General features: G+C 69.2%; 11 protein-coding genes and 1 tRNA gene. 8 read left to right on the plus strand and 4 right to left on the minus strand.

The window, feature by feature from the left end; all coding sequences use genetic code 11:
- Nucleotides 1–54 precede the first annotated feature (54 nt).
- Nucleotides 55–843 carry an oxygenase MpaB family protein gene (locus ACWGE0_RS24775; RefSeq protein ID WP_452263277.1) on the plus strand — a complete coding sequence of 263 codons (789 nt, stop codon included), beginning with the start codon at nucleotides 55–57 and terminating at the stop codon, nucleotides 841–843.
- On the opposite strand, the gene ACWGE0_RS24780 is transcribed toward ACWGE0_RS24775, so the two are convergent.
- From ACWGE0_RS24780 to ACWGE0_RS24795, 4 genes are read right to left on the minus strand one after another with little or no spacing between them, the layout of a single operon-like run.
- Nucleotides 818–2,206 carry an aminobutyraldehyde dehydrogenase gene (locus tag ACWGE0_RS24780; protein WP_452263278.1) on the minus strand — a complete coding sequence of 463 codons (1,389 nt, stop codon included), beginning with the start codon at nucleotides 2,204–2,206 and terminating at the stop codon, nucleotides 818–820. The two genes, ACWGE0_RS24775 and ACWGE0_RS24780, sit on opposite strands and share 26 nt — an antisense overlap.
- A complete protein-coding gene (locus ACWGE0_RS24785) occupies nucleotides 2,203–3,810 on the minus strand; it encodes a thiamine pyrophosphate-binding protein (RefSeq protein WP_452263288.1) in 1,608 nt (535 codons plus the stop codon). The genes ACWGE0_RS24780 and ACWGE0_RS24785 overlap by 4 nt, the downstream gene beginning before the upstream one ends.
- An 11-nt stretch (nucleotides 3,811–3,821) precedes the next feature.
- Nucleotides 3,822–4,760 carry an agmatinase gene (gene speB / locus ACWGE0_RS24790; protein WP_452263279.1) on the minus strand — a complete coding sequence of 313 codons (939 nt, stop codon included), beginning with the start codon at nucleotides 4,758–4,760 and terminating at the stop codon, nucleotides 3,822–3,824.
- A complete protein-coding gene (locus tag ACWGE0_RS24795; RefSeq protein ID WP_452263280.1) occupies nucleotides 4,757–6,202 on the minus strand; it encodes a sodium:solute symporter in 1,446 nt (481 codons plus the stop codon). The genes speB and ACWGE0_RS24795 overlap by 4 nt, the downstream gene beginning before the upstream one ends.
- 88 nt (nucleotides 6,203–6,290) lie before the next feature.
- Here ACWGE0_RS24795 and ACWGE0_RS24800 point away from each other — a divergent pair, with 88 nt between their 5' ends.
- The 7 genes from ACWGE0_RS24800 (at nucleotide 6,291) to ACWGE0_RS24830 (ending at nucleotide 12,183) form a co-directional block, all read left to right on the plus strand.
- A complete protein-coding gene (locus ACWGE0_RS24800) occupies nucleotides 6,291–7,619 on the plus strand; it encodes a PucR family transcriptional regulator (protein ID WP_452263281.1) in 1,329 nt (442 codons plus the stop codon).
- A gap of 143 nt (nucleotides 7,620–7,762) precedes the next feature.
- Nucleotides 7,763–7,834, plus strand: a tRNA-Glu gene (locus ACWGE0_RS24805).
- Between the two features lie 118 nt (nucleotides 7,835–7,952).
- On the plus strand, nucleotides 7,953–8,615 hold the full coding sequence (locus tag ACWGE0_RS24810) for an SAM-dependent methyltransferase (RefSeq protein ID WP_319969418.1): 663 nt from the start codon (nucleotides 7,953–7,955) through the stop codon (nucleotides 8,613–8,615).
- A 27-nt stretch (nucleotides 8,616–8,642) separates the two neighbouring features.
- Nucleotides 8,643–10,118 (plus strand): LuxR C-terminal-related transcriptional regulator, encoded by a 1,476-nt coding sequence (locus ACWGE0_RS24815; RefSeq protein ID WP_452263282.1) that lies wholly within the window; start codon nucleotides 8,643–8,645, stop codon nucleotides 10,116–10,118.
- Nucleotides 10,119–10,385: 267 nt separating this feature from the next.
- Complete coding sequence (locus ACWGE0_RS24820; protein WP_452263283.1) at nucleotides 10,386–10,688, plus strand: hypothetical protein; 303 nt, start codon at nucleotides 10,386–10,388, stop codon at nucleotides 10,686–10,688.
- 36 nt (nucleotides 10,689–10,724) lie between these two features.
- Nucleotides 10,725–11,387 carry a DUF4383 domain-containing protein gene (locus ACWGE0_RS24825; RefSeq protein ID WP_452263284.1) on the plus strand — a complete coding sequence of 221 codons (663 nt, stop codon included), beginning with the start codon at nucleotides 10,725–10,727 and terminating at the stop codon, nucleotides 11,385–11,387.
- A 115-nt stretch (nucleotides 11,388–11,502) separates the two neighbouring features.
- Nucleotides 11,503–12,183, plus strand: a complete 681-nt coding sequence (locus tag ACWGE0_RS24830) for a M50 family metallopeptidase (protein WP_452263285.1) — start codon at nucleotides 11,503–11,505, stop codon at nucleotides 12,181–12,183.
- The last annotated feature ends 188 nt before the right edge of the window (nucleotides 12,184–12,371 follow it).

Consider the following 12,371-nt stretch of genomic DNA (forward strand, 5'->3'; position numbering starts at 1 on the left):
TCGTTCGGGTAAGGATTCTCGGCAGAGGCGCCGACGCACGAAATGATCAAGGTCGTGACCCTCGGACCTGACTCCGTGACGTGGCGGCTCGGCTGGTACACCCGGTTCGAGCTGGTGGTGCTGGGCAGGGCGGTGCTGATGCAGGTCGCCCACCCGGTGATCGCCACCGCGGTGAGCGACCGCTACCGCGCCGACCCGTTCGCGCGGCTGACGAGAACGATCACCTCGTCGCAGCTGCGGTTGTTCGGCGGCGAACTGGCCGCTGCCGAAGCGGAACGGCTGATGCGCACGCACGCCTCGATTCCGGGTGCGGACGAGGAGTTGTTCCGCTGGGTGCACGCCACCAGCTTCGACTCGCTGCTCACGGCGTACCGGCTGCTGCGTCCCCGGCTGCCCGCGATCCACGAAGAGCGGCTGTACCGGGAGTGGCGGGACACCGGACGGTCGCTCGGCATCAGGTCGATGCCGAGCGACATCGCGGCGTTGCACGAGTACGTCGACGAGGTGATCGCGACTCAGCTGACGCCCACCGACGGCGTGCGGGACCTGTTGGAGGCCTTCGAACTGCGGACCGGCAGGGCACCGGGAGGTGAGCACCTGCCGAGCGCGCTGTGGCCGTTCGTCCGGCCCGTCGCGGCACGGGTGCTGCCGGACTTCGCGGTCGGCACACTGCCGCGTGAGCTGCGGGCGAAGCTCGGTCTGGAGTGGACGGACGGCGACGAGCGCAGGCTGGGCCGGTGGATCAGGACGATCCGCCTGGTCTCCGCGGTCGTCCCGACCCGCCTGCTGCACTACCCGATGCCATACCGGGCGATGGTCAGTGCGCGATCATCACGTGCTTGACGCGCGTGTAGTCCTCAAGGCCGTGCATCGACAGGTCCTTGCCGTAACCCGAGGCGCCGAAACCGCCGTGCGGCATCTCGGATGCGACGAGCCCGTGCGTGTTGACCCACACGATGCCGAAGTCGAGCCGCGCGGTCAGTGACGCGGCCCGGCTCGTGTCGCGAGTCCAGATCGAGGACGCGAGCCCTTGCGGCACCCCGTTGGCGAGCGCGATCGCCTCGTCGTCGTTCGCGAAGAACTGCACGGTGACCACCGGCGCGAACGCCTCCTCCTGGACCAGCTCGTCGTCCTGCGCGAGTCCGGAGATCACGGTGGGTTCCAGGAAGAACCCGGCCGAACCGTGCCGCTTACCTCCACAGTGGACCGTCGCGGACGACCTGCCGAGAAGACCGAGCACCCGCTCCAGCTGGGCTTCGCTGTTCAACGGCCCGAAGTCCTGGCCGGGCACCTGGGCGGACGCGGCCTTCACCAGAGCCGCGACGAACTCGTCGTGCACGCCCGAGTGCACCAGCACGCGCGTGGCGGCTGTGCAGTCCTGGCCCGCGTTGTAGAAGGCGGCACCCACGATGCCTTCCGCCGCGGCCGTCACGTCGACGTCGTCGAACACCAGGACCGGCGCGTTGCCACCGAGTTCGAGGTGCGTGCGCTTCACGGTCGCGGCGGCGCTGCGGGCGACCTCGACACCGGCCCTGGTGGAGCCGGTCAGCGACACCATCGCGGGGACGGGGTGTTCGACCAGCAGCCGGCCCGTGTCGCGGTCGCCCAGCACGACGTTGAACACGCCGGCCGGGAGCACCTGGGCCGCCAGTGACGCCAGCAGCACGGACGACGACGGCGTGGTGTCGGCAGGCTTCAGCACGACGGTGTTGCCTGCCGCGAGGGCCGGGGCGATCTTCCACACGGCCATCATCAGCGGGTAGTTCCACGGCGTGATCTGCGCGATCACGCCGACCGCCTCACGGCGCTGGTACGAGGTGGCGCCGGGGATGTACTCGCCGGCGGCGGCCGTGCCCAGCGCGCGGGCGGCACCGGCGAAGAACCGGATCTGGTCCGCGCACTGCGGGATCTCCTCGTCCAGCACGACCGAGCGGATCTTGCCGGTCTCGCGGATCTCGGCGTCGGCAACAGCGTCCGCGTTGGCTTCCAGCAGATCCGCGAGTTTCAGCAACGCCAGCTGGCGTTCGCCGGGGGTGGTGCGCGACCACGCGGGGAAGGCGGCCTCGGCGGCTCGCACCGCCGCGTCGACCTCGGCGGCCCGGGAGATGACCGCGCGGCCGAACTCCTCGCCGGTGGCGGGGTCGACCAACGCCGAGGTCTCCCCAGCGGTGGCCGAGGTGCCGTTGATGAAGTTCGCGACGGTCACGTGTGCTCCAGATGCGTCGGGGCGAACATGCGCAGGACCGCGGGCAGCACCACCACGTGCGGGCCGTCCCCGGTGAACGCCTTGGCGAGATCTTCGCGCAGCGACTCGGGCGTGCTGCGGGTGGCGGGCACCCCGAACGCCTCGGCGAGCGCCACGAAGTCCGGGCGGGCCAGTTCGGTGGCGGTGGCCTGGCCGAACGTGTCGGTCATGTACTCGCGCAGGATGCCGTAGCCGCCGTCGTCGACGATCAGCCACACGACCCGCGAACCGTGCTGGGCGGCCGTGGCCAGCTCCGAGATCCCGTACATCGCACCGCCGTCACCGGACACGGCCAGCACCGGCCCCTCGACCGCCGCCGCGACTCCCAGCGCCGCCGGGAAGCCGTACCCGAGACCGCCGGCACCCTGGGCGGAGAACTGCGCGCCACCACGCGGATCCCACGCCGACCAGGCCCAGTAGGCCAGGATCGTCATGTCCCAGCAGGTGGGGGTGCCGTCGGGCACTGCCGACCGCAGCGCCGACAGCACCTGCCACTCCAGATCCAGTTCCTGAGCGCTCAACCGCTCCCGGACCCGGTCGAGCAGCGAGCGAACCGCGGCTTCCGCGACACCGTCCGCGGGCCGGGCCGTCACTCCGGACACCAAGGCGCGCAACGCATGCCGGGCATCGGCGTGAATGCCGAGCGCCGGGTAGTTCGACTCGAGCTTGCCGAGGTCGGCCTCGATCTGGATCACCGCACCGCGCGGCCGGAACGTCCGGTAGTTGCTGGACAGCTCACCCAGCCCGGAACCGACCACCAGCAGCACGTCGGCGTCGGCCAGGAACTCCGTGGTGTGCCGGTCCTCCAGCCACGACTGCGCGGAAAGCGGGTGTTCCCAAGGGAAGTTGCCCTTGCCGCCGAACGTCGTGACGACCGGCGCCCGCAGCTTCTCGGCCAGCTCCAGCAGTTCGTCAGCGGTTGCACCGCCACCGGCCAGGATCACCGGCCGGGCAGCGCCGTCCAGCAACCGAACGGCCTCGGCGACCAGCTCGGCCCGCGGATGAAGCTCACGCGCCGACCACGACATCGAGGTCACGGGCGGCACCGAGGCCGGCCCGAGCAGCACGTCCTGCGGGATCTCCACCCACACCGGCCCGAACGGCGCGGTAAGCGCGATCTCCCACGCCTCAGCCAAAGCCGACGGGATCTGCGACGCGTGCCGCACCACCCGCGCGTGCTTGACGACGTCCCGGAACGACGCCAGCTGATCAGTCAGCTCGTGCAGGTACCCACCGCGCACGCCACCAAGCCCGGCCGACGGGATCTGCGACGAGATCCCCAGCACGGGCGCCGAGGCGGCGGCGGATTCCTGCAGCCCGGCCAACGTCTGCAACGCCCCTGGCCCGGTCGACACCAGCAACGGCGTCACCGAACCGGTGATCCGCGCGTGCCCGTCGGCGGCGAAGGCGGCGTTGACCTCGGTCCGCGAACCGACGTACCGCAGGTCGGACCGGCGAAGGGCGTCGAACAGCCCGAGCGCGTGCTGACCGGGAATGCCGAACACGGTGTGTGCGCCGAGCGCTTCGAGCGTCTCGACAACAACATCGCCGCCGTTGCGAGTCACCGCGTCGGTGCTCACACGCCCTCCTTCAACGCCAGCAAACTCACCAGGTCGTACGCCAAATGCGAGGCTGCCACAGAAGTGATGTCCGCATGGTCGTACGCAGGCGCCACCTCGACCACGTCCGCACCCACGAGGTTCAACCCCCGCAGCCCGCGCACGATCTCCAGCAGCTCCCGCGAGGTCATCCCGCCGGCCTCGGGCGTCCCGGTCCCGGGCGCGTGCGCCGGATCCAGCACGTCGATGTCGATCGACACGTACAACGGCCGTGACCCGATCCGCTGCCGCAACGCGTCCACGGTCTCGTCCACCCCGCGCCGCATCACGTCCGACGAGGTCACGATGCCGAACCCGAGCCGCCGGTCGTCCTCGAGGTCCTTCTTGCCGTACAACGGACCCCGCGTGCCGACGTGCGAGATCGCCTCGGTGTCCAGGATGCCGTCCTCGACCGCGCGGCGGAACGGTGTCCCGTGTGTGTACGGCTCGCCGAAGTAGGTGTCCCAGGTGTCGAGGTGCGCGTCGAAGTGCAGCAACGCCACCGGCCCGTGGATCCGTGACACAGCCCGCAGCAGCGGCAACGCGATGGTGTGGTCGCCGCCGATCGTCACCAGCCGGGTGCCCTCGGCCTGCAGGTCCGCCGCGGCCTGCTCGATCGTCTCGATGGCCTCGCCGATGTGGAACGGGTTGACCGCGATGTCCCCGCCGTCCGCGACCTGGATGCGGTCGAACGGCGACACGTCCAGGCCGGGGTTGTAGGGCCGCAGCAGCCGGGACGCCTCGCGCACGGCCGTGGGCGCGAACCGCGCGCCCGGCCGGTACGAGACGCCGGTGTCGAACGGGACTCCCACCACCGCGACGTCCGCGTGCGCCACCTGGTCCAGGCGGGGCAGCCGCGCGAAGGTCGCCGGGCCCGCGTAGCGCGGGACCTTCGAGGAGTCGACGGGGCCGATCATGCGTGCACCAGTTCCTCTTCGTCAGAGCCCTCACCGGCCACGCGGCGGTCCCAGTTCGCGAGCACGGCCGCGTCCGTGGCCGGGGTGGCGAGGCTGACCACGACGTACGTCACGAACGACGCGCCGAGGCTGTAGTAGATGGCTTCGTTGGCGTACACGTCCACGAACACCATGAACCCGATCGCGGTCAGCGACCCGACGGCCATCGACACCATCGCACCGAGCCGGGTGCCGCGCTTCCACACCAGACCGCCGATGATCGCGACCAGCAGCCCGCCGACGAGGATGTTGTAGGCGACCGTCAACGCGGCCACGACGTCGTTGAGCGCCACCGCGATGGCGATCGCGACGACACCGATCGCGAGCGTGAACATCCGGTTGTTGTGCACGTCCGAAGCAGCGTTGTCGTTCTTCTCGGCTTTGCGACGCCAGATGTCGTTGGACGCCACCGTGGCACACGCGATGAGGGCGCCGGACGACGTGGACATCATCGCGGCCAGCGCGGCGGCGAGCACGAGCCCGCGCACACCGGTCGGCAGCAGGTTCTCCACGATCGTCGCGAACGCCTCGTCCTTGTTCGCGATGCCGGGGTACAACGCCTTGCCCGCGAGGCCGATCAACGCACCCGCGACCGCGTAGACCAGGCAGTAGAGCCCGGACGTGATGCCGCCCCACGTCGCGACCTTCGGCGACTTGGCGGTGAACACGCGCTGCCAGATGTCCTGGCCGATCAGCAGACCGAACACGTAGATCAGCAGGTAGGTGATGATCGTGCTGGCGCCGATGTTGCCGACGTCGAACATCGCCGGGTCGTTGAGCCGCTGCTGGATGCCGTCGAAGCCGCCCGCGGTGGCGAGGCTGATCGGCAGCAGCAGGAACAGGATGCCGACCGTCTTCACGACGAACTGCACGATGTCGGTGAGCGTGATCGACCACATGCCGCCGAGCACCGAGTACAGCACCACGATGCTGCCACCGATGATCACGCCGACGGACTTGGGCAGTCCGAAGAGGACGTTGAAGATGGTGGAGTACGCGATCGTCGACGTGACGGTGAGCATCAGCGTGTAGGCCGCCATCACCAGGCCGGAGATCATGCTGGAGTTGCCGCCGTACCGGAGATCGAGCATCTGCGAAACGGTGTAGACCTTCAACTTGACGATCCGGCGCGCGAACAACGCGGAGAGCAACAGGATGCCGAGGCCGATGGCGAACACCATCCAGGCGCCGGAGATGCCGAACTTGTAGCCGAGCCCGACGCCGCCGATGGTCGACGCGCCGCCGAGCACGACAGCGGACATGGTGCCGGAGTACATCGTGAAGCCGAGCCTGCGTCCGGCGACCAGGTACTCGCTCTTGCTGGTGGCGCGGCGCATGCCCCACCAGCCCATGCCGATCATGCCGAGCACGTAGGCGGCGATCACCGCGTAGTCGAGAGCCACTGTCGGACCTCCTTGGGTTGCAGGTCACAGTAGGAACGCGTGCTGGCGCTGGTAAGTGGTCGTTGTGCACAATCCTGGACTTATGGTTGTGCAAACCGTCCCACTCAGGGATCTTGTCGCGCGAGTCGATCTCGGGTTGAAGGTCCTGGGTGGAGCCGACGCGCTGGACCGGCCGATCCGCTGGGCGCACGTGTCCGAGCTGGAGGACCCGACGCCGTACCTGGTCGGCGAGGAGCTGCTGCTCACGGCCGGCGTGCGGTTCCCGTCGGACGTCCCCGCGTACGTGGCCGGTCTGGTCGCGTCCGGTGTCTCGGCGATCGGGTTCGGCGTCGAGCCGGAGTTCCCGGAGGTGCCGTCCTCGCTGGTGCAGGCGTGTGAGGCACAGGGCATGCCCTTGCTGGAGGTGCCGCCGTCGACGCCTTTCCTCGCGGTGTCCCAGGCCCTCGGGGCGCTGCTCGCCGAGATCGCCGTGCGGGAACAGCGGATGCTCGCGGACAGCCAGCGCGCGCTGACCCGTGCGGCCACCCGCGTCCGTCCCGTTGAGTCGGTGCTGACGACGTTGGCCGTGGTGCTGAACTGCCAGGCCGATCTTGTGGATCGCACGTCCGCACCGTCAGAGCTCTCCTCTCTCGTGGCACGTGTCGCGTCCGGTACCGGACCCCGTTCGGCCTCGACCCAGCTGGGTGAAGACCACGTGACGCTGGACCCCGTGGAGTCCGCAGTCCTCGTGGTGCGCCGACCCACGCCGTTGTCGCCCGCCGAACGGGCCGTGGTCGCGGTCGCGCTGGCGTTGCTCGGGCTGCTGCGCCGCGACCTGGCGAGCGAACGCGGCAGGATCGCCCGGCTCGCGGCGTCCGCGCTGCTGCGCTCGCGGGTGACGGGGGTGGGGAACGTGCTGGGAGCGGGGCCGTACCGGGTGGTGGCTGGACAGTCGCGAGCGGACTACGACGTGCTGGCGCAGCGGTACGGGCCGCTGGTGTCGAAGGACGGGGACGGGTTCCTGGCACTCGTGCCGGCGGGGTTCGAGGTGTCGGGGCCGGTCGGGGTCTCCTCAGAAGTCCCGGAAGAGGGCGTTGATGCCGCCGTGGAGGAGGCCACGGCGTTGCTGCCGCGCGCTCTCGCCACCGGATCTCCCGCGCTTCCGGCGTCTGATCTGGCCTCTCTCGTGGACCCCGTGGCAGCCCGCGCCTTCGCTCGGAGGGAGCTCGCGGGACTGCTCGGACGCCCGGAGTTGATCGAGACGCTGCGGGCCTGGCTGGGGCAGCACGGCAGCTGGGACCGGGCCGCGACGGTCCTCGGCGTGCATCGCAACAGCGTCCGGCACCGCATCGCCCACGTCGAACGCCTGCTCGGCCGGGACCTCTCGGCGGCCGACGCGAGAGCTGCCCTGTGGCTCGCGCTCACGTGGCTCGATTAATTGCTTTGCGATGTGCGCATGCCCTCGGTCATCATTGTTCCATGATTACCGCAGAGGAATGGGCCGGAGCGCCCTCGAAGCTGTGACCAGCTAGTTCACTTTCTACTATTCTCTGCGAGCATTTTGTGTCAATGCTCGTTCTTGGCGTGTTCGTCCAGTGGTCAGGACGTCGGATTCTCACTCCGGAAACACGGGTTCGATCCCCGTACGCGCTACGTGGCCCGGTCTTCGTGGGGTGGACTGGGCCCGCTCTCGCCGGGTCCATGTCAGACGGACCCAAAGAATCTTCGAAAACTTCGCCCGAATGGTCTAGGCGCCAGTTACGCTCTGCGAATGGCTGCGGTCCCCGCCTTCGCACGCTACGAGGTCGACGTACGTCGGCCGAACGCCGCGCGGATCCACGACTTCTACCTCGGCGGCGCGCACAACTACGCCGCCGACCGGGCGTTCGCCAAGCAGGCGGTCCGGATCGACCCGGAACTGCCGCTCGTCACGCGGGCGCACCGGTCGTTCCTCCGGCAGGCCGTCCGGCACTGCTGGGCCGCGGGCGTGCGTCAGTTCCTCGACCTCGGTTCGGGCATTCCGACGTGCGGCGCGACGCACCAGACGCTGCCCGACGCCCGTGTCGTGTACGTGGACTCGGACCCGGTGACAGTGGCGTTTTCCCGCGGGCTGCTCCGCGGCGAGCCGCGGACGTGCGCGATCGAGGCAGACCTGCGCCGCCCGGAGCAGGTGCTGCGGCATCCGGGCGTGGTGTCCCATCTCGACCTGCGTGAGCCGTACGCCGTGCTGATGGTCGACGTCCTGAGATACGTGGACGACGCCACCGGGCCAGGGCGGGTGGTGCGCCGGTACCGGCACGCGTTGCCGGCGGGAGGGTTCCTGGTGGTGTCGCATCCGGCCCCGGTCGAGCAGCTGATGGAAGGGCTGCTGATCGAGTCGCCGGCCGTCGTGCCTGGCGCGTACGTCGGCATTGGGCGCAAGGGCCGTATCTGACAGCTCTTTCGCGCGTCCTAAGGGAATGTGCGGGACGCGCTGGAGCGGGCGAAGGCGTTGCGGTCGGCGGGAAGGCCGGCCGACGCCGCTTTGGAGCTGCGCAAGGCGCTCGCCGGTGCCGGTGACCGGTGCGAGCTGCTGTACCTGTTGTGGGACTGCCAGTTCGTCATGGGCGACCGGGCGGCGGCGTTCGAGACCCTGCTGGAGGCCAAGGGACTCGCCGCGGGGCCGATGGTCGGGCGCGTCGCCGTCGCCGAGGCCAGCTGGCTCATGTCCCAGGGCGAGTACCGCGAAGCGATCACGCTCGCCGGTTCCGTTGTCAGCGAAGACGACCAGATCCGCTCTTATGCGTTGAGCGTCCGAGGCGTGTGCGAGGCGTTCCTCGGCGATGTCGAACTCGGCATCGCCACGTTGGAAGAGGCACGCACGGCCGCGCATCGCAGCGGCAGCGTCCGGGAGCTCACCAGGGCCGTGGGCAATCTGACCTACGTGCTCGGCAGCGCCGGGCAGCACGAACGCAGCGCGCGCATCGGCAAGGAAGCGTTGACCCGCCTCAGGATTCAGGGTCTCGCGCCGACGTTCAGCGCGGTGATCCGCTACAACCTCGCGACCAGCCTGTTCGCCCTCGGACGGTGGCAGGAGCTGGACGAGGTGGAGGTCCCGGACGCCATCCCCGGCAACAAGGCCGCGCGGATCCTGCTGTGCAAGGCGGAAGCGGCGGCGTTGCGCGGGCGGGATCCGGACGACCTGATCGAGGAGGCCGCGAAGGCCGTCGACGGGCCGGACGCGTTGTTCGCCGCCCAGTGCGCGTACGCCAAAGCCGTTGCGGCGCGGGCGAAAGGGCAGTACCGGGCGGCGGTCGAGCTGTGCCGCGAGACCGTGGCCGATCCACCGGAGGCGCTGACCCGCGGCGAGGTGCTGCGGCTGTGCGTGGAAGGCCTGGGTGCGGCCCGCGATCTGCAGGCGGCGGGCGGCCGGGTGACCAGACTCGATGATCCGGAAGCGACGGAACAGGAGCTGCTGGCCCGGCTGCCGATGCCGCATGGGCCGGAGGACGAGGTGTGGCGCAGGGTCGCGTTCGCGGAGGCCGGCCGGGACTCGTGGGCCGAGATCGCCGTCGAGTGGGATCGGCTGAAGATGCCGTACCAGGCCGCGTACGCGCGAACCCGTTCTGGCGAACCGGAAGCGCTGCGTCATGCGGACCGCACCGCGCAACGACTCGGCGCGCTGCCGCTGGCCAAGATGATCGACCGGCAGGCCCGGCGGTTGCGGATTCCGTTGCTGCACGAGGACAAACCGCAACTCGGCACGCTCACCCCGCGCGAACGCGACGTGCTGGAGCTGCTGGGGTGGGGCCGCACCAACAAGGAGATCGCCGCGGAGCTCGTGCTCAGCGTGCGGACCGTGGGCCTGCACGTGTCGCACGTGCTGGCGAAGCTCGGCGCGAGCAACAGGTCGGAGGCGGCGCGGATCGCGCGCGACCAGGCCCGCGACCAAACCTAGGTATTGCTCTGGATGTGCGGATGGTGCCGTCCGGGTTCTCATTGAGGGGCAACAGAAAACCTGCCGCAGGAGATCCGGATGAACCATCGAGCGCTTCGCGGCCGTGCTGTCTCCAGCGGGCTGTCTCCTGCGGGGCGGAGCCGCCGCTGCCACCGCGGGCGTTCGTGATCCGGCTGCCGCAGTCAGTTTGTTGCGGACAGATCCGGGGCGCCGAGCGGTGGGCGCGGCGTCCCGGAGCCCACCAACTGTTCTCGAGGGGGATTTACCATGAATCCGATCGATCCACCCACCAGCACCGAGCTCTGGGCCGTCCTGAACGTGGACGAGTTCCAGTTCCGCCTGGTCAAGCCGTGGAACCTGGACACCCTGGCCGCCGCCTTGCGCAACGCCGCCGCGCGGGGTACGCAGGTCGAGGTCAGGGCGTACAACGAGCAGAACGCCGAGATGACGGTCCTGGTCAACCCGGCGCGTGCGCGAGTGGTCCACATCGGCAAGCGCAACGTCGTCGTGGCGCGCAACGGCATGCCCGACGTCTCCGTGAACGGTTTGGCGAAGGTCGCGACAGGGTAGTCCGCCGGGCGACAAGTACGGAGCCTGGAGGGCGTCATGACCCACCGCGTCACAGTCAAGGTCGCCGGTCTTCAACCGGTGCAGTTGCTGGCCGCGCTGGCCGGTATCGCGTTCATCGTGTTCGGCGTCGTGGGATTCACCCGCACCGGGATCGGCGACTGGGCCGCCCAGTCGTTCGTGCTGGGGTTCTCCGTGAACCCGCTGCACAACCTGGTGCTCGTGGCCGTCGGCGTGCTCGGTCTGCTCATGGCTCTCGGGTCGGGCCTCGCCCGGCTGTACGGGTGGCTGCTGTTCATCGGATCCGCCGCGATCTTCGTGTGGGGCCTGATGATCACCGGCATCCTGGCCCAGAACCCGGCCGAGCAGTTCGGCAACCCGTTGGCGCTCAACACCAACGACAACTGGCTGTACCTCGGCCTCGCGCTCTTCGGCCTGCTGCTCGCGGTGTTGCCCGCGCGCCGCAAGCTGATCGAGGAGGAGGAGCCGGTGCTGCCGGAGCAGCGGTCGGCGGCGTTCGACGGGGTTGACGACAACCGTGACAGCCGAATTGGTGACAGCCGTGGCGGCGACACCCGTGAGCACCGGATCGAGGAGATGGATCCGACCGTCAGTCCGCGGGAGCGGGAGCCGATCACCAAGGAGCAGGCGGTCGTCGACCCGAAGACCGAGCGAGTGAGCAAGGACAAGATCAAGCATTAGGCAGATCTGAGCACCACGAGTGCTGTTCGGCCCCCGGATGGTCCCCCTGTCCGGTGCAGACGCCCTGTTTGGAGCCCACATGCGGCTCTAACAGGGCGTCTGTTTCGATGTGGCGATGCCTTCTGAGTTGCTCACCCATGAAGTGCTGATCACGTGGGGAACCGCGCTGGCCGCGTTCCTGGCTGTCGCGTTGCACGGGATCTGGAGAGTTACGCGCAACGTGATCACGATTGCTCACGAGGGTGGGCATGCGTTGGTCGCTGTGCTGACCGGGCGGCGGTTGAGCGGGATCAAGCTGCATTCCGACACCAGTGGGCTCACTGTGTCGCGGGGGAAGCCTCGCGGGCCTGGGATGGTGTTCACCGCGCTGGCCGGGTATGTCGCGCCGTCGTTGCTCGGGTTCGGGGCGGCTGTGTTGATCACCAACGAGCAGATTCAGCTGATGCTGTGGATCAGCATCGGGTTTCTCGCGGCTATGTTGATCATGATTCGCAACGTGTTCGGGGTGTTGTCGATCATCGTCACCGGTGGGGCGTTCCTGGTGGTGTCGTTCTACGCCTCGGCTGAGGTTCGGGACGTTGCTGCGTACGTGTTTGCTTGGTTTTTGCTGCTTGGTGGGGTGCGGCCGGTGTGGGAGTTGCAGGTCAAGAGGTGGCGGAGGCAGGCGCCTCGGAGTGATGCCGATCAGCTGGCTTGGTTGACCGGGGTGCCGGCTTTGGGGTGGGTTTCGTTGTTCGGGGTCGTTAGTGCGGCTGCGCTGGTGGGTGGCGGGGCGTTGTTGCTTGGGCGGTGGTGACGCGGCTTTTGCTGGTCCGCGGGCTTTGAGGGTGGTCACCTTGCGGGCGGCGAGTCCTGTTGCGTGCGTTTCCTGGGGGCGCTGCCCCCAGACCCCCGCCAATCTGATCTGGGGGTCCACGCCACACGCGGGTTGATGGCACGCCTGTTGCGTTGGGCGGAGTTGCGTTGCGTGGGTGGTGCGGTCCG

It is taken from the genome of Lentzea sp. NPDC054927 (assembly GCF_053610285.1).

Bases quoted from the DNA above. Each gene is read 5' to 3' on its own strand.
- speB (WP_452263279.1), bottom strand. From the start codon at position 4,760: ATGATCGGCCCCGTCGACTCCTCGAAGGTCCCGCGCTACGCGGGCCCG.
- ACWGE0_RS24810 (WP_319969418.1), top strand. From the start codon at position 7,953: ATGGCTGCGGTCCCCGCCTTCGCACGCTACGAGGTCGACGTACGTCGG.
- ACWGE0_RS24820 (WP_452263283.1), top strand. From the start codon at position 10,386: ATGAATCCGATCGATCCACCCACCAGCACCGAGCTCTGGGCCGTCCTG.
- ACWGE0_RS24825 (WP_452263284.1), top strand. From the start codon at position 10,725: ATGACCCACCGCGTCACAGTCAAGGTCGCCGGTCTTCAACCGGTGCAG.
- ACWGE0_RS24830 (WP_452263285.1), top strand. From the start codon at position 11,503: ATGCCTTCTGAGTTGCTCACCCATGAAGTGCTGATCACGTGGGGAACC.